We start from the raw sequence: 22,906 nt of genomic DNA, 5'->3' as shown, positions 1-22,906 counted from the left end.
CCACACCTCGTGGATTGAAGAGTCAAGGAGCCAGACTGGTGGCACCTCGCCATACGCGTGGGGGAAGATGGGGTCCTCTGTTTATCGGACGAGGAGTGTCATGGGCGACATGGCCGATGGTGGGTACAGCGGCGGTCTGATCGATGTGACCGGTCTAAGCCTGGCCGAACTCGGGCAGGTGGACAATCCGGCGCTGTCGGAGGCCCTGCGCCGTCTGCTGGAAGAGGATGGCTCTGTTCCCTACGCCGGTTTTCAATCGACTATTTGAGCATTCCGGCCGGGATGATCCGGCCCGTCCGCAAAGCAATCGCCGTTCCGTTGCCGTCGTCGTGGGTCATAATCGACTTAACTGGTGACTTTGCGGCGACCCCCGGGATGACGTGTGAACGATGCGGACTGGGAACGGCTGATCAGGCAGCTCCGCAGGGGTGATTGCACGCCGCTTCTCGGCGCGGGATCCTGTTTCGGGCGGCTGCCCACCGGCGGCGAACTCAGCCGGCATTTCGCGCACGAGTATCGGTATCCGTTCGCCGACTCGGGCAACCTGGCCCGGGTGATGCAGTACGTGGCGCTCCTGGGCCGGGACTCGGTCGAGCTCAAACACGAGATCTGCGATTACCTGAAGCGGTATCCGGCCGGTGCGGCCGTTAATGCGCTCGATCCGCACACGATGCTCGCGCAATTTCCCATCACCACGTTCATCACCACCAACTACGACGATTTCATGACGCAGGCGCTGCAGCGGTCCGAAGCGGAGCCCAAGTCGCCGGAGACGTACACCTCGACCTGGTGGGACACGAAGCCGGACGAGATCGAAGCGCTGGAGCCGACGTCCCGGCGGCCGCTGGTCTACCACCTCCACGGTCATTGGGACGATCCCGCGTCGCTCGTCCTCACCGAGGACGACTACCTCGAATATCTGGTCAACATGGTCGACGCCCGTGCCTCCGGGGTGCGGCAGCCGCTGCCCACCCCCGTGCTCGCCGCGATGACCGCCAGACCCCTGCTGTTCGTGGGCTACAGCCTTCAGGACTGGAACTTCCGGGTGCTCTTCCACGGCCTCATCCGGCCCGTTCCGCTCACGCGGAGGCGGCGGCACGTCAGCGTCCAGCTTCTGCCGGAGCTGAGCGGGACGGTCGCCGGCGCCGCGGGCAAGGCGCAGGAGTACCTGGAGCGCTACCTCGACGGCTGGAGCATCTCCATCTACATCGGGAGCACCGAGGACTTCTTCCAGGAGTTGCTGGACAGGATGAGGACGACATGACGGAGACCGCGTCCGCCCGCCCCTACGTGGGACTGCGCCCGTACCACCGTGACGAGAGCGCCCTGTTCCACGGTCGCGACCGCGAGGCGCGGGAGATCGCCACCCTGTGGCAGGCGGCCGGGCTCACCGTCCTCTACGGCGCGTCCGGAGTCGGCAAGACCTCGCTGCTGCAGGCGGGCGTGCTCCCCCGGCTCGATCCCGGGCGGGTCGACCTGCTGCCGGTCGCCAGGGTCCATCCCCGGCCCCGGCCGCCGGAGAGCAGCGGCAACCCGTACGTGGCCGCGCTGCTGTCCTGCTGGGAACCCGAGCGGGACCCGCGCGCGACGGCCGGTCTGACGGTTACGGAGTTCCTGCGGGCCCGGCCCGAGCGCACCGACGAGTACGGCGACCCGATGCCGATCCTCGCGGCCGTCGACCAGGCGGAGGAGATGTTCCAGGGCGGGCCGGCCGGGGAACGCGACCGGGCCGAGCTGCTGGACCAGCTGACCACCGCCGTGCAGGAGCACACCGGGCTGCACCTGCTGCTCTCGCTCCGGGAGGAGTACCTGTTCCTCGTCCTGCCGTACGAGCGGCCGTTCGGGCAGGGCTCGCGGGCCCGCTTCCACCTGCGGCCGTTCACCCCCGAGGCGGCCCGCGAGGCGGTGGCGCGGCCGCTCGGGCACACCGGCAGGACGATCACGACGGCCGCCGCCGAACTGCTCGTGGACGACCTGCGCACGGCCGTCATCGTCGACGAGGCCGGCCACGAGTCGAAGATCATGCTGGACACCGTCGAGCCGGTCCAGTTGCAGGTCGTCTGCGCCGCGCTGTGGGAGTCGCTCCCGCCCGGCGTCACCGAGATCACCGAACGGCACGCCCGTGCGTACGCCGACGTGGAGGAGTTCCTCTACGACTTCTGCAAACGGGTGGTCGCCGAGGTGGCCGAGGCGTTCGACATGTCGCCGGGCGAGATCAAGTTCTGGTTGCGCAACACGTTCGTCACCGAGCACGGCACCCGCAACATGGTGTACGAGGGACTGCAGCAGACCCGCAGCATGCCCAACGCGGTGGCACGGGCCCTGGAGGACCGGCACATCCTGCGCGCCGAGCACCGGCGGGGCATCCGGTGGTACGAGCTCGCCCACGACCGGCTCATCCGGCCGATCTCCCGCTCCGACTCCCCGGAGGCGTACCTGCGGGCGGCCCGTGCCGCGCTGGCTGGCCGCAAGTGGGAGCAGGCCCGGCGGCTCGCCGACGAGGCGGTGCGGGCCTCCGACCTCGGCGAGTCGTGGGTGCGGGCGGAGGCCGCCGAGATCCTGGCCGAGGTGGCCGTGGAGAACGGCGAGTACGAGACCGCACGGCGGTACTGCGAAGAAGCCGTCGAACTCTACGCCGAGCGCCAGAGGTTCGACGGCGTGGCGCGGATGCTCCGGGCCGACGGCCTGCTGTGGCTGCGCCAGGGGGACCACGTGAAGGCGATCGAGCGCATCACCGCTGCGCTGAGCTGGGCGCCCAACGACATGGCCGCTCACCTGGCCCTCGCCGAGGCCCTGGTCAGGGCGGGCACTCCCAAGGCCGCCGCCCAGGTCGTGACCGGCGTGCTCGACCGGCTGCCGCCCGACCTGCTCAAGCAGGCGAGGGAAATGCTCCGGCAGACAGCGTGATCTCACTATGCTGGGCACCCTTAGGAGCCCCAGCGTGGAGGCTGATCCGCGGTGCCCGAGTGGCCGTCGACTCTCGACGTGGAGGCGCTGCTGGCGGACGGCTGGCGGCCCACCCCGTTCAGGCAGTTCATCCTGAAGATCCACAGTCGCTGCGACCTGGCGTGCTCCTACTGCTACGTGTACGAGATGGCGGACCAGACCTGGCGGAGCCGTCCCCGGCGGATGAGCCGGGACACCGTCGAGACCACCGCCGCCCGGATCGCCGAGCACGTGACGGCGCACGGCGTCGAGTCGGTCGAGGTGGTCCTGCACGGCGGTGAGCCGCTGCTGGCCGGGCCCGCGGAGATCGAGCACGCCGTCCGCGCGCTGCGGGCCGCGGTGCCCGCCCGCGTCGACGTCCTCGCGCAGACCAACGCCACCCTTCTGGACGACGACTACCTGCGGCTCTTCGACGCCCTCGGCATCGGCCTCGGAGTGAGCCTCGACGGGAGCCGGGACGCGCACGACCGGGTCCGCCGCACCGCCGACGGCCGCGGTAGCTACGACCGCACCGCCGCGGCGCTCGCCCGGCTGACCTCCCCGGCGTTCCGGCACCTGTTCCGCGGGCTGCTGTGCACCGTCGACCTGCGCAACGACCCCGTCGAGACGTACGAGGCGCTGTGCGGCTTCGGCCCGCCGGCCGTCGACTTCCTGCTGCCGCACGGCAACTGGTCCGCCCCGCCGCCCGGCCGTACGGCCGATCCCTCGGCCACGCCGTACGCCGACTGGCTCGGAGCGGTCTTCGACCGCTGGTACGCCGCGCCCGGCCGGGCTCCGCGCGTCCGGCTGTTCGGCGAGATCGTCCATCTGCTGCTCGGCGGGTGGTCCGCCTCCGAGCAGGTCGGCCTGTCCCCGGCGGCCATGGTGGTCGTCGAGACCGACGGGGAGATCGAGCAGTCGGACCTGCTCAAGTCGGCGTACGAGGGTGCGGGGAGCACCGGCCTGCACGTGGCCACGCACGCCTTCGACGACCTGCTGCGGCTCCCCGGCACCGCCGCCCGGCAGATCGGGGCGCTCGCGCTCGCCGCCGAATGCGCCGCCTGCCCGGTCGGCGGGATCTGCGGCGGCGGCCTCTACGCCCACCGCTACCGGCACGGCAGTGGTTTCCAGAACCCCTCGGTCTACTGTCCCGACCTGCTGTCGCTCATCCGCCGGATCGGGACCGCCGTCCAGGCCGACCTGTCGGCCCGTCCCAAGGAACCTCGATGATCCCACCGCAGCTGACAGAGCACCGGATCCCGGCCGACGCGTTCGACGAGCTCGCCGGGGGCGCGGGGGGCGCCCCGGCGGTCGGCCGCCTGGTAGCGGCCCAGTACAGCAAGCACCTGCTGCTCGTACGGGGAGTGCTGGACGCGGCGCGGAGGGCCGGGCACGCGCGGTGGGCCGCCGCGCGCCGCGCCTACGACCTGCTGGCGGCCGTCCAGGCGCACCACCCGGAGGCGGTGGCCGCGGTGCTCCGCCACCCGTCGGTGGGGGCGTGGGCCCGGCACGCGGTCGCCACCGGCGAGGATTTCGAGCGGTTCGCGTCCGTCGCCGCCGCCGCGGTGGTGAGGGCCGGTGTGACCTGCGAGGTCGACGTCCCGGTGACCGCCGGCGTGGTCACGCTCCCCTCGCTGGGCCAGGTCACCCTGCCCGCCGAGAGCGCGGCCCGGACCGCCACCGCGACCGTCCACTCCGCTCCCGGCGGAGCGGAGGTCGGCGTGGAGGGCCTTGCCGTACGGATCGGGGGAGCCGAGCCTGGGTGGACGGGCCTGCGGTCGCTGTCCGCCGAGGCCGACGGCCGGCGGTTCCGGGTGCTCGTGGACGACCTCGACCCGCACCGGATGCCCGGCACGGGCAACCTGGGCGGCCGCCTGAGCGAGCCGGAGGCGGAGCGCTGGCGGGGCGTGCTCCAGGAGGCGTGGGACCTGCTGGCCCGCAATCACCCCCGGGTGGCCGACGAGGTCGCCGCGGCGATCACCGTCTTCACCCCGCTCGCGCCGCCGGAGCACGGCCTGTCCAGCGCGACCTCCCGGGAGACGTTCGGCTGCGTCGCGCTGTCCACGCCCCCCGACGCGCAGACGCTGGCGGTCACGCTCGCCCACGAGACGCAGCACGCCAAGCTGTCCGCGCTGCTCGACATCGTGCCGCTCACCCGGCCCGACGACGGCGCCCGCTACTACGCCCCCTGGCGCGACGACCCCCGGCCGGCAGGTGGCCTGCTGCAGGGGGCGTACGCGTTCCTCGGCGTCGCGGGCTTCTGGCGGCGGCAGCGGTACCACGAGAGCGGCGCGGAAGCGGTACGCGCCGCGGCCGAGTTCGCCCGGTGGCGTGAGGCGGCCCGCGTGGTGTCGGGCACCCTCCTCACGAGCGGCAGCCTGACCGCGCCCGGCGAGCGGTTCGTCGCCCGCATGGCGCGGCGGCTCGACGAGTGGCGGCGCGAGCCGGTCCCGGCCGCCTCGGCGACGATCGCCAGGGAGGCCGCAGACCGGCACCTCACGTCGTGGCGCGCGCGCAACGGCGAGCTCCCCACCCCGGCGGCCCCGGTCGCCTGAGCACGAGAAACGCGGCATGACTGCGCTCGGCGAGCTGCGGTGTGGAGATCACGTCGGCTGTCAGTGATCTCAGGGTAAGGATGTGGACAGCAGTGAGACGAAACCGAGCAGGACCAGGAGGAAGACCAGGGCCGCCACGCCGTACACGACGTTCATCGCGACGGTCCCCGCGAGGGCGAAGGCGATCGCGGCCAGGACCTGCACGACGAACAGAAGCAGGTCGATCACGCCGAGGACGATCGCGACGACGAGGCGGACCAGGAACCACACGAATCCCAGCGGAGGCCAGTCGTGCATGGTGGAGTCGTCGTACGCCCACCGTGACCACGAGAACGGGCGGTGGAAGGTCGTCTGCCAGTACTCGGTCCACTTGTGGATGACACCGGTGCCCTTCTGGACGGGCACCCGTTCCGCTTTCTTGAATTCGATCGTCTTGGCGGTCCCCCGGAGGACTTCGATGACCACGCGCTGGTCGTCGACCGAGAAGTCGGTGGTGCCGTCGACCACCGCGTGGAACGTTCCGGCGCCACTCTTGACCCGGTAGACGTCGTCGACCGAGGCCCGCTTGTCCCGGAAGATGACATAGATGGCCCTGCCGCCGGTGTCGGGCAGGGGAAGGCCGGCGTTCAGCTCGATTTTGCCGACCGGTGTGACGAGGCCGACGTCGCCCTCCACGCCGACGTCCCCGTCCGACCATTTCAGTTTCACGGGCAGGACGGTCGGTTGAAAAGTGATCTCAGTGGTCTCGTCCGTGCAGGCGGCGGGGGCCGCGAGGATCATCAGTACCGCGATGACGCGCACCGCCAGCCGCAGGGGGTCTGACATGGGAGTGCTCCGTGGTCACGTCGCCGTTCGACATCTGTTGTCCGCGCACTCGTCGGTCGTCACCTTCGACGCGGACGATCGGCCCCGATTCCGTCGTCTTCATGGTTCGTTCGCCTGGTTCAACGTGCGGAGCGTTATGCGGGTTCCGAGAATTCCCGGAGGTGCGTTCAGTGCCGTCTGGTGTATGAGTTATCCACGAACCGGAATTCCGATGTGCCTTTCACCGGGGCCGGCGAGGGTCACTTCTTGCAGATGTTCTGGGTCGCGGTGCGGGCCGAGGGGGTCGCCACGGGCGTGGAGGCAGGGGTCCCGGTGGAGGGCGCGGTGGGGGCCGCCGTCACGGTCACCTTCTTCACGTCGTGGTTCTTCTGGCCCACGACCACCTCGATGCCGGTCACGTCCGGCTGCTCGCGCAGTTCGGCTCCCGGGACGGCGGCGGCCACCGTACGGGCCGAGTCCTCGCGGCCGGGCGGGTAGCGCACGACCGTGTTCGCGAAGTCGCGGCGGGCCGTGTCGCCGGGGGGCGACGGCACCATGAACCCCGCCTCGACGAGCTTGGCCTTCGTGGCCGCGCCGAGGCCGGTGACGAGCGTGCCGTTGAGCACCTTGACCGAGATCCGCGCGGGCGGGATGGTGAGCGCCCCCGGCGAGGCCGCGGGACTGGCCGGGGCCGTGGGGGAGGCCGACGGCTTCACGGACGCGGACGCCTTCGCCGACGGCTCCACGAGGGGCTGGTCGGCGTCGATCCGCCGGAACAGCTCACGGGCGGCCGGCTTGTCCCACAGCACCGCCGACTCGCCCGTGGGCGAGCGGTAGTTCACGTCGGCCAGCGGCACGGTCGCGAACGACACGTCGTCGGTCGAGACGTCCCTGAACTGGCTGACCATGCCGAGCAGGTCCTTCTGCAGAGCCGGGTCCACCGTGAGCGTCTTGAACGTGGAGTCGAGGAACCCGGCGAGCTTGGCCGGGTTGGCCAGCGTGCCGCCGCTCAGCGCCTTGTCGAGCAGCGCCGAGACGACCTGCTGCTGCCGGTCGATGCGGTCGAGGTCGGACCGGGCCGTGGCCCTCGTGCGGGCGTACGCGAGCGCGTTGACCCCGTCCAGGGTGTACGTCCCCGGCCGCAGGTTGAGCTTCGTCTTGGAGTCGTCGATGGCCACCGGCGTGCAGACGGTGACGCCGCCGAGCGACTCCACGACGCCGATGAACCCGAGGACGTTCACCTCGACGTAGTGGTTGATGCGCAGGCCGGTCACCTGCTCCACCGTCTTGACGGTCAGCTTCGGCCCGCCGAACTGGTACGCGGAGTTGATCTTGTGGTCGCCCTTGCCGGGGATCGTCGTCCAGGTGTCCCTCGGCAGGCTGACGACGGTCACTCTGCTGTGGTCCTCCGACAGGTGGAGCACCATCATCGTGTCGGTGCGCTCGCCGACGTCGCGGCCGAGGTGGAGCTGGACCTGCTGGCGCCTGCTCAGGTTGTCACGCCTGTCCACGCCGACGAGCAGGATGTTCATCGCGCCCCGTGACGAGGACTCGCTCGTGCCCGCGTCCACCGACTGGATGCGGCCGGAGGCGAAGTTGGGCACCGCCCACAGCACACCCGAGCCGACCAGCACGATCCCGGAGAGCGCGCCCGAGATGACCAGGGATCGGAGGTTGCTCCCGCGGCGGCGGGCGCGCTGTGCCGTCAGCCGCACTCCGCCGTACCCGTCGCCGCCTATACGGACGCCGGAGTCCTCCTGATCGTCGCCGGGCATTCCCGTCCTCCGGTTGCCGTCTCCACCCCTCCGTACAGTAGCGTGAGCGCCGCCATGAAGCCCTTTCCCGACTCGCGACAGTCGAGCCAGAATCCCGCGCGGAACTGGCCGCCGGTATCGGTGATCATGCCGGTGCTGAACGAGGAGCGGCACCTGCGCGACGCCGTCCGGCAGGTCCTCGAACAGGACTACGAGGGCCCTCTCGAGGTCGTCATCAGTGTGGGCCCGTCCCACGACCGCACCCAGGAGGTGGCCGACGCCATCGCGGCCGAGGACCGCCGCGTCGTCGTCGTGCCGAACCCCACCGGCCGCACGCCCAACGCGCTGAACGCCGCGATCGCCGCGTCCCGCAACCCGATCATCGCGCGGGTGGACGGGCACGCGATCCTGCCCCGCGACTACCTCCGTACGGCGGTCGAGACGCTGGAGCAGACGGGCGCCGACAACGTCGGCGGCATCATGGCCGCCGAGGGGATCACGCCGTTCGAGCAGGCGGTGGCCTGCGCCATGACCTCGAAGATCGGCGTGGGCAACGCCCGGTTCCACACGGGCGGGGAGGCCGGCCCGGCCGACACCGTCTACCTGGGCGTCTTCCGCCGCAGCGCGCTCGACCGGGTCGGCGGCTACGACGAGCACTTCCTGCGCGCGCAGGACTGGGAGATGAACCACCGCATCCGGGAGACCGGCGGGCTGGTGTGGTTCCAGCCGAGGATGCGCGTCACCTACCGTCCCCGGCCCAACGTGCGCGCCCTGGCCAAGCAGTACTTCCACTACGGCCGCTGGCGGCGGGTCGTCTCCCGCACCCACCAGGGCACGATCAACCTGCGTTACCTCGCCCCGCCCGCCGCCGTCGCGGCGATGGCTCTGGGCCTGGTGGTCTCGCCCGTGTTCTGGCCCGGCCTGCTCGTCCCCGGGGGCTACCTCGCGGCGATCGTCGCGGGCTCGGTCCTCACCGGCCGAGGGCTGCCCGGCGCCGCGCTCGTACGCCTTCCGGTGGTGTACGCCACCATGCACGTCTCCTGGGGGACCGGCTTCCTGACCAGCCCCCCGAAGCTCAGCAAGCCCCAGCCGCGTGCCGAGCGGGCGAGCCTAGACGACCTCTTCGAAGACTGAGGTGTCCAGCGTGCAGCCGATCGGGTGGGGGACGAGGATCTCCCGCCCGAACGGCACCGTCGAGGTCACCTGGTACCGCCCCTCCTTCGGGTCGCTGTGGACCGTGACCGACGCGGGCCGGGTCAGCGGATCCACGAGCAGGAACACCGGGACACCACCCCCGGCATAGATCGCCGGCTTCTTGAGGCGGTCGTCCTCCGCGCTCCCCTTCGACACCACCTCGGCCACCAGCATCAGCCCGGAAGAGAACAGCTCTCGTTCTCCCCAGCGCGGGCAGTCGAACGGTGCGATGACGAAGTCCGGTTCGAGCGGGTCCCGGCTGCCGTCGATGCACACGTCCACGTTGCCGCTGAAGCCCTCCCATCCTCGTTCGTCCATGAGGGGAATGAACGCTCGGAACAGCCGCATGGCCGCTCGGGCGTGTTCGGGGGTGCCCACGGGGCTCACTATCAGTCTCCCGTCGATGATCTCGGTCCGCAGACCCGGAAGTGGGGGCAGCGAATCGAACAGCTCACGAGGAGTGCCGGGGAGCGGCCGGTCCGGTACGGGTGCCAGACCGGGACCGTGTGGCTTGCGTGAGATCGCGACCATGGATTCGCATCCCTTCGTGTCCGCGTCGATACGCTGAGTTGACTTCGCCAGTATCTCAGTCGTGGGCGGAGGGGGCGAGGGCTTCGAGGCCGAGGAGGCGGGCGCGTTCCTCGGCGCGGGCGGCGGCCCGCCGTACGGCCTCCTCGAAGCGGGCCAGCGGGTCCCGGTGGTCGGGGCCGAGCAGGTAGCCCCGCAGAGCGCGGCGGGCGCCGGCCATCTCGTCCTCTCCCGGGGCGTCCAGACGGCGCAGGACGTCCGGCAGCTCCGCCAGGTCCGGGCCGAGCAGGTAGGCCGCCCCGGCGGCCGGGTAGCGCTCGCGGAAGCGGTCCCCTGACAGGGCGGCCACGTTCGTCACGACGTACGGCTTGCCGCTGGCGACGAAGTCGGACACCACGCTGGAGATGTCGGAGATCAGCACGTCGGCCTCGTTGAAGCAGTCGTACAGGGACGGCTCCGGGCCGGTCACGGCCAGATGCGGGATGCCGGTCCGCTCGTCCAGGAGCGCCATGATCCGCCGGTGGGCCGTCCGGGCGGCCGGGGAGCGGTGGCCTGTCAGCGGGTGGGGCTTGTAGATCAGCCGCACCGGCTGCTCCAGCAGGGCGCGCACGATCGCGGGCCCCATCGCGACGAGCGAGCTGTGGAACACGTCGTCGCTCCACCCCTCCCACGTCGGCGCGTACAGGATGGTCCGGTACGGCGCCACGCCCTCGGCGTACGGGCTGGTGCGCCGGATCCCGGCGAGCTGGGGGCGGCCCACCTCCTCGACGGCCTCGTCCCGGACGCCCACCTGGGCGCGCAGGTAGCGGTCGCGCCCGGCGGGCCCGGCCACCCAGACCTCGTCGTACACCTTCGTGTACGGATTGAACGACGCCTCCTTGTCGCTGTCGCCGTGGCCGATGAACACGCTGCGGACGCCCGGCACCCGCAGCATGTGGATGTTGTTGCCGACGTTGGCGGGAAACAGCGCGACCCGGGCGCCGTCCAGCGCGCGGAAGTTCATGAGGTCCACCGACGAGGGGATGCACACCACCGGCAGCGTCGTCGGGCCGAGGGCCGTGGCGAGCGACCGCTCGCGCAGCACCACCAGCGTCCTCGGCGTGATCCGCTCCAGCGTGCCGAGCCACATCGTGGCCTGGTAGGCGGCCGTGGCCGGGCCGGAGAAGTACATGACGACCTCGGGCCGGTAGGCGGCGACCCACTCGTCCACGGCCGACAGGACGCGCCGCCGGTCGCCCAGGTGGACGGCCCGCCGGGTGTGGACCAGCAGCGCGGCGGCCGCGGCGACCTCCAGCAGCACGGCGGTGGCGGCGCCCGCGGCCCCCGTCCAGCCGAGACCGGACGGCGTCAGGGCCGCGGCCGGCACGATCGCCAGCGCGTCGAGGTAGAGCAGGCGGGTGCCGCGCCAGGCGAGCAGCGTGCGGGGCGGCGGGGGCGGGATCGGCGCCGCCAGGTGGATGTTGCGGGTCACCACCGGCGTCTGGTGGTGGACGCGGTCGAGCCGGCAGGCGAGCCAGGTCTGCGCGGCCCGCACGCCGTGGAACAGGAACAGGCCGGTCGCCAGCGCGGCGTACCACCACGGCCGCCCCGGCGCCACCCGTGCCAGCAGCACCACGGCGGCGGTCTCCCGGGCGAGGAAGCGGACCGTCGCGCCCAGATGGGCCCGGCTCAGCGCCGCCGCCGCCCGGCCGGGCAGCGCCGTCTCCGCGGCGTACGACAGCGGCGCGAGCACCGCGAAGGTCGCGGGCAGCGGCCAGACGGCCGCCAGGAGCAGGGCCGGGTACGACGCGAGCGTCAGCGCGGCGAGCGCCCCTCGGCGTCCCCCGGCCAGCCTCCGCAGGCCCCGGCCGTTCCCCGCGATCAGAGTCAGGCGCCGTGCGAGCAGCGTGAGCAGCGCCTCGGGGGCCGTGCGCCCCGTGATGTTTCCCCCCATGGGCGAGCGCCCGTCCCTCCGTACGTGGTTGCGGTCATCGGGTGAGCCGCACGTCCACGACCTGTCCCGTGAGGCGGGACAGCAGCACGTCGAGGCTGGTGCGGGCGACGGCGGCGGGGGAGAGAAGCGTTCCGGCGGGTTCGTCGCCGAACGCGCGCAGCCGCATGGGGGTGGCGGTGCGCTCGGGGTTGACGCAGTTGACGCGGACACCCTGGCAGGCCCACTCGTCGGCGAGCGCCTGGGTGAGGTTGACGACGGCGGCCTTGGTGGAGGAGTACAGGCTGTAGTCGGCCCGGCCGCGGGTGTGGGACGAGGACGTGTAGAGCAGCAGGTGGCCGTTGGTCTCCATCAGGTACTTCACCGCCGCGCGGGCGATGTTGACCGGGCCGAGGTAGTTGACGCCGATGGTCTCCTCGATCGTGTGCTGGCCGGCCTCGCCGAGCCTGCCCATGTGGAGCACGCCCGCCGTGTTGACGACGTGGTCGATCCGGCCGGTCGCGGCGTACACGCGGGCGAGGGCGTCCTCCACGGCGGCGGCGTCCTCGACGCGCACGCCGTTCTCGCTGCGGGAGAAGGAGTGGACGCTCGCGCCGTAGCCCCGGGCGAGCGCGACGACGTCCGCGCCGATGCCGTAGCTGCCGCCGAAGACCACGACGGTGCGGCCCTCCAGCCCGGCGCGGTACTGCTCGTCGGTGAGCGCGGGCGCGGTGTTCTCGGCGAGCTGGAAGAGCTTGTCGGCCAGGTAGACGTCGACCGGGTGGGTGACCTTCATGTTGCGCTCGCTGCCGGGCACGATGTAGATCGGCACGTCGGGCAGGTAGCGCAGCACGACGCCGCAGTCGTCGGTCGTGGGCAGGGAGGGGAACTCGGGGTCGGCCAGGGCGCGCTCGTACGCCGCCCGGATCACCGACAGCCGGAAGCACTGCGGGGTCTGCCCGCGGCGCAGCCGCGAGCGGTCGGGGATGTCGCGGATGATCTCGCCGCGCGGGCCGGGCGCGGCCACGACGATCGTGTCGGAGGACGGGATCGCCACCTCCACCGCCTCGTAGCGGTCGAGGGCGGCCACGCACTCGCTGATGACGCGCGGCTCGATCAGCGGCCGGACCGCGTCGTGCAGCAGCACGTCGCACTCCCGCTCGCCCAGCGCGGACAGGGCCCGCCAGGTCGTCTCGGTACGGCTCGCGCCTCCTTCGAGCACCCGGGAGACCTTCGTGTAGCCGTTCCGCCTGACGAGCTCCTCGGCGTCCGTGACGAACCCGGGGGTCATCAGGACGATCACCTCGTCGATCTCCGGATGGCCGTCGAACACGTCGAGGGTGTGCTCCAGGATCGTCTTTCCGGCGATCTTCAGAAGCTGTTTCGGGGTGTTCAGCCCCACGCGCTGGCCGACGCCGCCGGCCAGCACTACCCCCACCCTGCGCAGACGCGATTCCGCGATCATGATGTCCTCCCCGACAGCAGACCATACCCGTGCCAGAAGCCGGAGAAGGTGATTGCCACCTAGTGATCACTCGGTTACTTTGCGAGGTGAGCACGTGCGGCCGACGTGAAACGGGTTTCCATATGGGGGCGGATCCGAGCAAGCCCGGTACGGTACGGGACACACAGACGGTGGCGGTCGTCCTCGCGACCTCGCCGGCCGCCGGGCTGCCCTGCTCCGACGGCGCCCGGTCGGAGGGCAGCCTCCTGGAGCGGCTCGTCGCCCAGCTTCTCACCCTGCCGATCCGCGAGGTGCTGATCGTGGTGCGGAGCCAGGACGGCTGGGACGGCGAGCGAAGACAGATCGCGGCGCGCGGCCCCGGGCCGGAGACGGCGGGCGGGCGGCCGCCCGATCCGGCGCGCGGGCGGGAGCGGGAGGTCGACAGCGGCCCGCGGCACCAGATCTGCGTGAGCGACGGCCTCGCCGAGGACCTGCGGATCGTGGCCAAGACCGCCCGCGCCTCGACCTCCCCGGTCGCCGTGCTGGCCGCCGACGTCGTGGCGCACACCGACGCGCTGGCCCTGCTGCTCGAACATCCCGCCCGCCCGACCGGCGCCATCGTCGCCGGCGGCGATCCCGCCCCGCTTCGGCCGCCCGTGCGTACGGAGTGGGGCCGCGTCGTGTCGGCGGGCACCTCCTTCCACGAGGTCGAGTGGGCCAACGGCACCTTCCGCGGCGTCCTGCAGGTCGGGGAGGCGCACCTGGCCGGTCTCGCCGACCTGGCCGAGGAGCTGGCCGACCTCGCCCAGCGCCGCCACCTCGGGCGGGTGGGCGACACCGAGGTTCCCGAGCTGCTGCTCACCGGGCTCGCCCGGGCGGGCGTCCCGGTGCACGCCGTCGCGCCGGGCGCGCTGCACTGCGGGCGGGTCGCGACCCGCCCGGCCGCCGAGCGGGCGGTGCGCGAGCTCGCCGACGTCGACGAGGCGCGGGCCCGGCTGGAGTCCGCCGTGAAGAGCGGAGACGGCTTCTTCACGACCTACTGCGTCAGCTCGTGGTCCCGCCACCTGATCCGGCCGGCCGTACGGCTCGGCCTGACGCCCAACTCGGTGACCGGCATCTCGGTCGCGTTCGCGCTCATCGCCGCCGTCTGGTTCTCCGACGGGCACCGGGCGGGGCTCGTCGTGGGGGCGGTCGCGCTCTACCTGTCCTTCGTGCTCGACTGCCTGGACGGCCAGGTCGCGCGGTACACGCGCCGGTTCTCCCCGCTCGGCGGCTGGCTCGACGCCATCTGCGACCGGATCAAGGAGTACGTGGTCTACGTCGGGCTGGTGCTCGGATACACGTCCGGCCCCGGGGAGTCCTGGCGGATCTGGGCCCTGGCCGTGGCCGCGCTGGTCCTGCAGACGATCCGGCACATGGTCGACTTCGCCTACGCCGGGGCGCTGGCCGACCGGGCGCGGGCGGCGGGCCTGCGGGCGGCGGCCCCGCGTTCGATGGCGGTGCCCTGGGACGAGGCCCCGGCGGCGGCCGCGGCCTCGGGCACCGGGTCGGTGCTGGCGCTGTCGCGGCGGCTCGACCGGGGTGTGGCCTACTGGCTGAAGAAGATGATCGTGCTGCCGATCGGGGAGCGGACCGCCCTGATCTGCGTCACGGCGGCGCTGTTCGACGCGCGGGTGACGTTCCTCGCGCTGCTCGGCTGGGGCGGGGTGGCGCTCGTCTACACGGCCGCCGGGCGGATGGCCAGGTCGTTCGCATGAGCGAGCGCAGCGAGCGAATCAGTGAACACAGCGCCTGGCGCATGCCGCTCCGAGCCGAAGGCGAGGAGGTGGCATGAGCGGCCCCGCCCACGACGCCGCTCGGGAGGGCTCCGACGTGATCTCCGTACACATGACCCCGGTGCCGCGCAGCGTCGTGGTCGCCCAGCGTGACGACGGCCCGCTGTCGCGGGCGATGGGGCTGCTCGTCGCCGGGCAGCTGCCGCCCCTGCCGCCCGCGCTCGCGGGGGCGTTCGTGACCGCCGTGCTGCTGGTCCTCGGCATCGCCGGGGCCGACGACTTCGCGGTCTTCGCGCCCGCGGTCGCCCTGCTGCTCGCCGGGGCGGGCAGCGCGCACCGGCACGACGGGCGGCTCGACTGGCTGGCGCCGCCGATCCTGCGCCTGACGGAGTACGGCTTCGTCGCCTCCGCCGGGTTCGCCCGCTCCGTGCCGCCCGTGATCACCTTCGCGCTGCTCGGCGCGATGGCCTTCCACCACTACGACATCGTCTACCGGGTGCGTCAGCACGTGTATCCGCCACCGTGGCTGGCCACGGCCGGGCTCGGCTGGGACGGCCGGATGCTGGTCGTCGCCCTGGCCGGCCTGCTCGACATGGTGGCCCCCGCGTTCGTCCTGCTCGCGCTCTACCTGTGGGGACTGTTCGGCTGGGAGAGCCTGACCTGCTGGCTGGCCGCCCCCCGTACGCCCGACCAGGCGGTGGAACCGGCTCCCCAGGATTAACGTCAGACCAACGGCGGATTACCCAAGTGCGGCCCCGGGCCAACTAACCTTTGGGGTTACTGTCTGACGCTCGACCTCAAGGAGTGCGGGAAATTGCTCGGAATGGTGCTGGCCGCCGGAGCCGGACGTCGTCTGCGGCCGTACACCGACACGCTGCCCAAGGCGCTGGTGCCGGTCGACGGTGAGACCACGATCCTCGACATCGCCCTGCGCAACCTGGCGGCCGTGGACCTGCGCGAGGTCGTGGTCATCGTCGGCTACCAGGCCCAGGCCGTACGGGAGCGCCAGGCCGACCTGGAGCGCCGTCACGGGGTGTCGCTGACGCTGGTGCACAACGACAAGGCCGAGGAGTGGAACAACGCGTACTCGCTGTGGTGCGCGCGTGACCATTTCTCGCAGGGCGCGCTGCTGGTCAACGGCGACACCGTCCATCCGGTGTCGGTGGAGCGGACCCTGCTGGCCGCCGAGGACACCTCGGACATCCTGCTCGCCGTGGACGACGTGAAGTCCCTGGCCGACGAGGAGATGAAGGTCACACTGGAGGACGGCCGGCTGAAGCGGATCACCAAGCTGATGGACCCCGCCGAGGCGTACGGCGAGTACATCGGCGCCACGCTGATCCGGCCCGGCGCGGCCGAGCGGCTGGCCGACGCGTTGCGGGCCACCTTCGAGCGGGACCCGCAGCTCTACTACGAGGACGGCTACCAGGAGATGGTCCGGCGCGGCGAGAACATCGCCGTCGCGCCGATCGGAAAGGTCGACTGGGTCGAGGTGGACAACCACGACGACCTGGCGAAGGCCCGCGAGATCGCGTGCCGTTACTGAGACGCGCGGCCTTCTGAGGAGTTCGCATGCCGATTCTGGCAAGGATGCTCCCCGCCCCCCTCACGATGGAGGTGCGGCGGGGCGCGATCGCGCAGCTCGGCACCCTGCTGGCCGACAGCAGGGTGGCCACCTCCGGCCGGGTCGCGGTCGCGGTCGGCGTGGGGCAGGGCGACCGGATCGCCGAGGTCATCGCGCCCTCGCTCGGTGAGGCCAAGGTGCTGCGGGTGGCGGACGGCACGGTCGACGCGGCCGTGTCGCTCGGCGCCGACCTGCGCAAGGGCAACTACGAGGCGGTGATCGGCGTCGGCGGCGGCAGGACCATCGACGCCACCAAGTACGCCGCGTCCCTGGCGGGCATCCCGATGGTCGCGGTGGCCACCAACCTCTCCCACGACGGGATCTGCTCCCCGGTCGCCTCGCTCGTGCACGAGGGCGGCAAGGGCTCGTTCGGGGTGCCCATGCCACTGGCGATCATGGTGGACCTGGAGTTCGTCCACGACGCCCCGCCCTCGCTCGTCCGGTCCGGGATCGGCGACGTGCTCAGCAACCTGTCGGCCATCGACGACTGGCAGCTCGGCAACGTCGAACGCGGCGAGCCCATCGACGGCCTCGCGATCTCGATGTCGCGCACGTCGGCCGAGGCCGTCCTGGGCAGGCAGGACTCGATCGAGTCGGACGCGTTCCTGACCGTGCTCGCGGAGGCGCTGATCCTCTCGGGCATGTCGATGGTCATCGCCGGGTCAAGTCGTCCGGCGAGTGGCGGCGATCATGAGATCCTTCATGCCGTGGACCAGCTTTTCCCCGGCACCTCGAATCACGGTGAGCTGGCCGGCATCGGCGCGGCGTTCTGCTACTTCCTCCGGGAGGACGCGCACCGGCTCGGCCAGGTGACCGGCTGCCTCAGACGGCACGACCTGCCGGTCGTGCCCGGCGACGTCGGCCTGACGACCGACCAGTTCACGGCCGCGGTGATGCTGGCCCCCAGCACCCGGCCCGGCCGCTACACCATCCTTGAGCACCTCCGGCTGTCGGAGCCCGAGGTCCGGGCGAGAGTTGAGGACTATGTCCGCGCCGTCGGTAGCTGAGCTTCGCGCGGTCGCCCAGCCGCAGACCACCATGGACCGCCGCAGCGGCGAGCACTGGGCAGGCCTGCTGTACATGCGGCGGCTGTCCATCTACGCCACGTGGCTGCTGGCGAAGACCCCCATCACCCCCAACCAGGTCACCGGGCTGATGATCCTGTGCGGGGTGGCGGCGGGAGCCGTCCTGGCCCTGCCGGGACTCTGGGCCGCGCTGGCCGCGGCCCTGCTGATCCAGGTCTACCTGCTGCTCGACTGCTCGGACGGCGAGCTGGCCCGCTGGACCGGCCGCACCTCGATCACCGGGGTCTACCTCGACCGGGTCGGGCACTACTTCGCCGAGGCGGCGCTGCTGATCGGCCTGGGCTTCCGGGCGTCGGAGACGCTGCCCGACTGGTACACGGTCATGGGCGTCGCGGCGGCGCTGGGCGCGATCCTGATCAAGGCGGAGACCGACCTGGTCGACGTGGCCCGCGCCCGGTCCGGCCTGGTCGCGACCACCGAGGCGGCGGCGCAGCAGTTCGCCTCGCCGCGGCTCGCGCTGGCCCGCCGGGCCGCGGCGGCGCTGCGGTTCCACCGGGTGATCCAGGCCGTCGAGCTGTCATTGATCGTCGTGGCCGCGGCGGTGCTCGACAACTGGTTCTCCGCCACCCGGATCCTCATGGTCGCCTGCGTCGTCATCGCCGCGGTCCAGCTCGTGCTGCACCTGGTCAGCATCCTCGCGTCCCGGCGGCTCTCATGAGAGCGATCCTGAGGGGCGCGCCGCCGGTCTGGACGGAGGAGCGAGGAACGAGCGACGAGGGGGGTTCATGGCGCGCCTACGGCACGACCGAGCGGACATGAGCGCCCCGATGGCGAGCGGGAGACACTGCCGGTCATCCGTACATCCGCGGTTGGGTGGGGGTTTGGTGGCAGTTCCGATACCCTTGTGCCACGGTAAACCAGGCAGCTCCCGGATCGCCCGGCCATACAGACTCGGTGAACATGAAGTCGTGTGCAGTGCGCCCAGCGTCGAGGCGATGACGCGGTGAAGATCTCCTGTGTCATCCTCACCATGGGCAACAGGATCGCCGAGCTCGACCGGGCCGTGGAGTCCGCGCTCACGCAGACCGACGGCGACATCGAGGTGGTCGTGGTCGGGAACGGCGCGGACGTGCCGGAGCTGACCGCCGCGCCGCCGGCGGGCAGCTCGGCGACGATAAAGACGGTCCGGCTGGAGCACAACACGGGCATTCCCGAGGGACGGAACCGGGGCGTGCAGGAGTGCTCCGGCGACATCGTCCTGTTCCTCGACGACGACGGCTGGTACGCCAACTCCAAGGTGGCCGCGCACGTCCGCGAGCGGTTCACGCACGAGCCCGACCTCGCGGTGATCTCCTTCCGGGTGATGGACCCCGAGGGCGGCCTGGTGCAGCGGCGCCACGTGCCCCGCCTGCGGGCCGGAGACCCCGAGCGCTCCTCTCCGGTGACGACCTTCCTGGGCGGCGCCTGCGCCATCCGCAAGTCGGCGTTCCTCCAGGTCGGCGGGTTGCCCGAGCGGTTCTTCTACGCCCACGAGGAGACCGACCTGGCCTGGCGGCTGCTCGGGGAGGGCTACCGCATCGAGTACGACGCCGAGACGGTGATGTACCACCCGCTGGTGCTGCCGAGCCGGCACACGGACTTCTACCGCCTGAACGCCCGCAACCGGGTGTGGCTGGCCCGCCGCAACCTGCCGTGGCCGCTCGCCACGCTCTACCTGCTCAACTGGATGGTGCTCACGCTCGTGCGGGAGCGGTCGCTGCCCGCGGTCAAGGCGTGGTTCGGCGGCTTCGTGGAAGGGCTGCGTGAACCGGCGGGAGAGCGCCGTCCGATGGCCTGGCGCACCGCCTGGCGCATGCTCCGCCTCGGCCGTCCCCCCATCGTCTGACGCCGCGCGCACGGCCGGGCGTCACGCCTGCCGCGGCTCCTCGAACGTCATCGACACGTGTTCGGCGGTGACCGTCAGCAGGGCCCGCCGGGGCAGCCCCAGCTCGCTCAGCTCCTTGGCGATCGGATGGTTGCCGAGCCGGACGAGCGCGCCGCCCGGCCGCCAGCGGATCCCCCTGGCGCGGGCGGCCCAGGAGACGCGCCGGGTCACCCCGTCGAGGTGGGTGTAGGCGTCCGGCACCGCGACGGACTTCCCGACCAGCGGCGCCGGGGCGGCCGGCATCCCCGGCCTGACCAGCAGGTCGACGACCATCCGGCCGTCCCTGCGCAGCACGCACCGCTTGTACGGCGAGCCGAGCCGCAGGTCGACGTCGGCCAGTTCCTTCGGGAAGCCCCAGATGCTCCGGCCCGCCTCCATCGTGAAGCCCTGGTCGACCGGGAGCCAGTGGACGAACGCCCCCGACCCCGCCCCGCGCAGGTCCTTCAGACCGGCGAGCAGCCCGCGCCTCGGCGGGGCGCCCGCACCGGCCGGCCGTACGAGGAACATCACGCCGAACTCGTCGTAGGAGCCGAGGTCGGAGTCGTGGTAGCGGACGAACGCCAGCATGCACATGGCCTTGCCGGGCAGCACCTCGGTGACGTCCATCCCGGAGTACGCGAGGACCGCACGGGCGGCGTCGGCCCGCACCAGATAGGCGGCGAGGCACATCGAGGCGTCGCGGACCTCCACCGGCATCTCGACCCGGCGCCCCTGCACGACATGGCTTGCCATGCCTCCAGTACAGCAAGCCCGGCCGCCGGAGGACAGTCGTACGGCGGCAAGGTTGTCCCAGATCGGATGTCGATGCGCGGGGAGGCCGATCGTATAGAGGGTGAGGGCCGGCGCCCCGCCTGCCCGCCAGAGGAGGTACGGAAGACCATGAGGCACTATCTGCTGAGCATCCGGCAGCCCGGCGGCGGTACGCCCCCGCCGGAGGTCCTGGACCCGATCATGCGGGAGCTGGCGGTGCTCAACGAGGACCTGCGGGCCGCGGGGGCGTGGGTCTTCAGCGGTGGGCTGCACGCCCCGGACACGGCGACGGTGGTCCGGGCGCGCGACAGCGAGGAACTCGTCACCGACGGTCCGTACACCGAGGGCAAGGAGCACGTCGGCGGCCTGACGATCATCAGGGCGTCCGACCTCGACGAGGCGCTGGAGTGGGGCCGCAGGCTCGCGCGGGCGACCACGCTTCCGATCGAGGTGCGTCCGTTCGCGCACGTCGTGGGGGACGACGACGGCGGTGTCTGACATGCCGTGCGGCGCGCGGGCCCGCGTCGGCCCTCCGCCGGGGCGAGGGCGATGACGGGGCTTCCCGACGTGGAACGGGTGTTCCGCGAGGAGTACGGCCGCGCCGTCGCGGTCCTGGTCCGCCACTTCGGCGACATCGACCTCGCCGAGGAAGCGGTCCAGGACGCCTTCGCGGAGGCGGCGCGGCGCTGGCCGCGGGACGGAACTCCGCCGCGCCCGGCCGGATGGATCATCACGACCGCCCGCAACCGGATGATCGACCGCTTCCGGCGGGAGGCCACGCGGGAGGACAGGCAGGTGCGGGCCGCCCTGTCGCACCACCACGACGAACCGGACGAGGAGGGCGCGGTGCACGACGACCGGCTCCGGCTGATCTTCACCTGCTGTCATCCCGCGCTCGCTCCCACCGCCCGGGTGGCGCTGACGCTGCGCCTGCTGGGCGGGCTCACCACGGCCGAGATCGCGCGGGCGTTCCTGGTCGCGGAGCCCGCCATGGCCCAGCGGCTGGTGCGGGCCAAGGCCAAGATCCGCGACGCCGGGATCCCGTACCGGGTCCCGCGCGAGGCCGACCTGCCGGACCGCCTCCGGGCCGTGCTGGCCGTCGTCTACCTGATCTTCAACGAGGGGCACACGGCGAGCGCGGGCGACCGGCTGGTCCGCGAGGATCTGTGTGCGGAGGCCGCGCTGAACCGCGCGGTCGTGGTGGCCGAGCTCGACGGTCCCCGCGCGGCCCTCGCCCTCCTGGAACCCCTGGACCTGGGCGGCTACCACGTCTTCCACGCCGTACGGGCCGATCTGTTGCGACGGCTCGGCCGCACCGGGGAGGCGGCCCGCGCGTACGAGGCGGCGGCCGCCCGCAGCGGCAACGCCGCCGAGCGCTCCTTCCTCGAACGCCGCCGCCGGGAGCTCGGTGAGGAATGAGGCCGGAGCCGGCCCGTCAGGCGGGGACCGTGCGGCCGGGAGACAGGGCGGAGACGGGGCCGGGGGCCTCGGCCCACCGCTCCAGCAGGGCGACGAAGTCCCCGGCCACCGCGGGCCAGTGGTAGTGGTTGAGCGCCTCGACGTACCCCCGGGCGCCCATCTCGGCCCGCCGCTCGGGGTCGTCGCGCAGGCGCAGCACCGCCCGCACCACCGCATCGGCCACCGAGTCGGACGCCGAGTCGGACGCCGCGCCGGCCACCGGGTCCGCGACGGTGCCGGACGCCGCGCCGGCCTCGCCGAAGGGGACGATCGTGCCGCAGTCGACCCGTCCCACCAGGGACGCCGCATTCGGCAGCGGGGTCGTCACGACGGGGATGCCACGCGCCATGTACTCGATGATCTTCGTGGGTGTCGACTGCCGGTAGTTCGGCAGGTCGTGCAGGAGGGACAGCCCGGCCAGGGCGCCCTCGGCCATCCGCAGGGCGTGCCGGTTGGGGACGTACCCGAACCAGTCGAGCACGCCCTCGCGCTGCGCGTCGCGCAGCATCGGGCGGACCGCGGCGTCGGCCGGCCCGATCAGGTCCAGGCGGATGCCGTACGGGCGCAGCCGCCGGGCGACCTCGATCATCTCGGCGGCGCCCCGCGCCGCGGAGATGTGCCCGACGTAGACGACGCGGGAGTCGCCGGGCGGCGGAGGCGGCGTCGGCGGCACGTACGTGTGGTTGGGCACCACGGGGTGCGGGCCGGGGAAGCGCGCCCGGTAGGCCTCCTCGGCGAGGATCAGGTGGAGGCGGCGCTCCGCCCGGCTCTCGATCGCCCGGATCAGCGGCGGCAGGACGCCGCGCAGCGGTCCCGGTAGGTACGACTTGGCGTCCAGCGCCGCGATCGTGTCCTCGTGGACGTCCCAGACCGTGGGCGGCCTCCTGCGCGGCAGGGTGAGCAGCAGCTCGATGTCGTGGACGAGCAGCAGGTCGGCGTCCCGCGTGGCCCTGCGCAGGGCCGAGGAGGAGGCCCGCAGCGCCCTGCTCCGGTGCAGGCCCACCGCCCGGGGCACGTCGACGGCCCGGATCCCCGGCGAAGGAGTCACGTTGCAGTGCGTGAACGGCGCGACGAAGGTCACCTCGTGCCCCGCGTCGAGCAGCGCCCGGATCTGCCGGTGGGTGATCCGCGCGTCCTCCGGGTGATGCACGGTCGTGGCGACACATACCCTCATACAGGGAGGCTGGCCGCGCAGTCCGAAATGACCGGATGCCTCGGGTGAACCCTCCCCGAAATG

General features: G+C 72.2%; 21 protein-coding genes. 14 read left to right on the top strand and 7 right to left on the bottom strand.

Translation table 11 applies throughout. The annotated features are described in order from the left end of the window. The first annotated feature begins 100 nt into the window (after positions 1-100). The 5 genes from fxsA to HHX33_RS26575 all read left to right on the top strand — a co-directional run bounded on the left by fxsA (position 101) and on the right by HHX33_RS26575 (position 5,480). A complete protein-coding gene (gene fxsA, locus HHX33_RS26595) occupies positions 101-268 on the top strand; it encodes an FxSxx-COOH cyclophane-containing RiPP peptide (protein WP_182876980.1) in 168 nt (55 codons plus the stop codon). 114 nt (positions 269-382) lie between these two features. Further along, on the top strand, positions 383-1,264 hold the full coding sequence (locus HHX33_RS26590) for an SIR2 family NAD-dependent protein deacylase (RefSeq protein WP_182876979.1): 882 nt from the start codon (positions 383-385) through the stop codon (positions 1,262-1,264). Further along, on the top strand, positions 1,261-2,907 hold the full coding sequence (locus tag HHX33_RS26585; protein ID WP_182876978.1) for a tetratricopeptide repeat protein: 1,647 nt from the start codon (positions 1,261-1,263) through the stop codon (positions 2,905-2,907). The genes HHX33_RS26590 and HHX33_RS26585 overlap by 4 nt, the downstream gene beginning before the upstream one ends. A gap of 51 nt (positions 2,908-2,958) precedes the next feature. Next, positions 2,959-4,155, top strand: a complete 1,197-nt coding sequence (locus HHX33_RS26580) for an FxsB family cyclophane-forming radical SAM/SPASM peptide maturase (RefSeq protein WP_182876977.1) — start codon at positions 2,959-2,961, stop codon at positions 4,153-4,155. After that, complete coding sequence (locus HHX33_RS26575; RefSeq protein ID WP_182876976.1) at positions 4,152-5,480, top strand: HEXXH motif domain-containing protein; 1,329 nt, start codon at positions 4,152-4,154, stop codon at positions 5,478-5,480. Before HHX33_RS26580 ends, HHX33_RS26575 begins: the two co-directional genes overlap by 4 nt. A gap of 69 nt (positions 5,481-5,549) precedes the next feature. On the opposite strand, the gene HHX33_RS26570 is transcribed toward HHX33_RS26575, so the two are convergent. Further along, positions 5,550-6,305, bottom strand: coding sequence for a hypothetical protein (locus HHX33_RS26570; RefSeq protein WP_182876975.1), 756 nt, complete (start codon positions 6,303-6,305; stop codon positions 5,550-5,552). Between the two features lie 239 nt (positions 6,306-6,544). Then, positions 6,545-8,059 (bottom strand): LCP family protein, encoded by a 1,515-nt coding sequence (locus HHX33_RS26565; RefSeq protein ID WP_182876974.1) that lies wholly within the window; start codon positions 8,057-8,059, stop codon positions 6,545-6,547. A gap of 54 nt (positions 8,060-8,113) precedes the next feature. Between HHX33_RS26565 and HHX33_RS26560 the strand changes: the two genes are divergently transcribed. Beyond that, the gene (locus HHX33_RS26560; RefSeq protein WP_111701696.1) at positions 8,114-9,172 is read left to right on the top strand and encodes a glycosyltransferase family 2 protein; all 1,059 of its coding nucleotides are present in this window, start codon (positions 8,114-8,116) and stop codon (positions 9,170-9,172) included. Here HHX33_RS26560 and HHX33_RS26555 read toward each other — a convergent pair. The 3 genes from HHX33_RS26555 to HHX33_RS26545 are packed head-to-tail and all read right to left on the bottom strand — an operon-like array spanning position 9,149 to position 13,134. After that, positions 9,149-9,763, bottom strand: a complete 615-nt coding sequence (locus HHX33_RS26555; protein ID WP_182876973.1) for a Uma2 family endonuclease — start codon at positions 9,761-9,763, stop codon at positions 9,149-9,151. The two genes, HHX33_RS26560 and HHX33_RS26555, sit on opposite strands and share 24 nt — an antisense overlap. Positions 9,764-9,818: 55 nt before the next feature. Continuing rightward, the gene (locus HHX33_RS26550; protein WP_182876972.1) at positions 9,819-11,693 is read right to left on the bottom strand and encodes a CDP-glycerol glycerophosphotransferase family protein; all 1,875 of its coding nucleotides are present in this window, start codon (positions 11,691-11,693) and stop codon (positions 9,819-9,821) included. Positions 11,694-11,727: 34 nt separating this feature from the next. Further along, positions 11,728-13,134, bottom strand: a complete 1,407-nt coding sequence (locus HHX33_RS26545) for a bifunctional cytidylyltransferase/SDR family oxidoreductase (protein ID WP_182876971.1) — start codon at positions 13,132-13,134, stop codon at positions 11,728-11,730. Between the two features lie 170 nt (positions 13,135-13,304). On the opposite strand from HHX33_RS26545, the gene HHX33_RS26540 reads away from it, so the two are divergent. The 6 genes from HHX33_RS26540 (at position 13,305) to HHX33_RS26515 (ending at position 19,422) form a co-directional block, all read left to right on the top strand. After that, positions 13,305-14,870 carry a CDP-alcohol phosphatidyltransferase family protein gene (locus tag HHX33_RS26540; RefSeq protein WP_310741545.1) on the top strand — a complete coding sequence of 522 codons (1,566 nt, stop codon included), beginning with the start codon at positions 13,305-13,307 and terminating at the stop codon, positions 14,868-14,870. Positions 14,871-14,943: 73 nt separating this feature from the next. Continuing rightward, entirely contained in the window at positions 14,944-15,609 is a 666-nt protein-coding gene (locus HHX33_RS26535; protein ID WP_220502213.1) for a DUF5941 domain-containing protein, read from the top strand. A gap of 93 nt (positions 15,610-15,702) precedes the next feature. Beyond that, positions 15,703-16,434 carry a sugar phosphate nucleotidyltransferase gene (locus HHX33_RS26530; protein WP_111701708.1) on the top strand — a complete coding sequence of 244 codons (732 nt, stop codon included), beginning with the start codon at positions 15,703-15,705 and terminating at the stop codon, positions 16,432-16,434. Positions 16,435-16,478: 44 nt separating this feature from the next. Then, a complete protein-coding gene (locus HHX33_RS26525) occupies positions 16,479-17,519 on the top strand; it encodes an iron-containing alcohol dehydrogenase family protein (protein WP_165900762.1) in 1,041 nt (346 codons plus the stop codon). Further along, positions 17,497-18,255 carry a CDP-alcohol phosphatidyltransferase family protein gene (locus tag HHX33_RS26520; protein ID WP_182876969.1) on the top strand — a complete coding sequence of 253 codons (759 nt, stop codon included), beginning with the start codon at positions 17,497-17,499 and terminating at the stop codon, positions 18,253-18,255. Before HHX33_RS26525 ends, HHX33_RS26520 begins: the two co-directional genes overlap by 23 nt. 285 nt (positions 18,256-18,540) lie before the next feature. Next, positions 18,541-19,422 carry a glycosyltransferase family 2 protein gene (locus tag HHX33_RS26515; RefSeq protein ID WP_182876968.1) on the top strand — a complete coding sequence of 294 codons (882 nt, stop codon included), beginning with the start codon at positions 18,541-18,543 and terminating at the stop codon, positions 19,420-19,422. Between the two features lie 21 nt (positions 19,423-19,443). Here HHX33_RS26515 and HHX33_RS26510 read toward each other — a convergent pair whose 3' ends face one another. Continuing rightward, a complete protein-coding gene (locus HHX33_RS26510; RefSeq protein ID WP_182876967.1) occupies positions 19,444-20,193 on the bottom strand; it encodes an acetoacetate decarboxylase family protein in 750 nt (249 codons plus the stop codon). Between the two features lie 147 nt (positions 20,194-20,340). On the opposite strand from HHX33_RS26510, the gene HHX33_RS26505 reads away from it, so the two are divergent. Next, positions 20,341-20,709, top strand: coding sequence for a YciI family protein (locus tag HHX33_RS26505; RefSeq protein ID WP_182876966.1), 369 nt, complete (start codon positions 20,341-20,343; stop codon positions 20,707-20,709). A gap of 51 nt (positions 20,710-20,760) precedes the next feature. Then, entirely contained in the window at positions 20,761-21,630 is an 870-nt protein-coding gene (locus HHX33_RS26500; RefSeq protein ID WP_182876965.1) for an RNA polymerase sigma factor, read from the top strand. 16 nt (positions 21,631-21,646) lie between these two features. Here the strand turns inward: HHX33_RS26500 and HHX33_RS26495 are convergent, their stop codons facing one another. Continuing rightward, complete coding sequence (locus tag HHX33_RS26495) at positions 21,647-22,843, bottom strand: glycosyltransferase (RefSeq protein ID WP_182876964.1); 1,197 nt, start codon at positions 22,841-22,843, stop codon at positions 21,647-21,649. Positions 22,844-22,906: the final 63 nt, after the last annotated feature.

This window comes from Microbispora sp. H10670 (genome assembly GCF_014161385.1).
Classification (GTDB): Bacteria; Actinomycetota; Actinomycetes; order Streptosporangiales; family Streptosporangiaceae; genus Microbispora; species Microbispora triticiradicis.
This window is presented reverse-complemented; position numbering and strand designations above follow the sequence as displayed.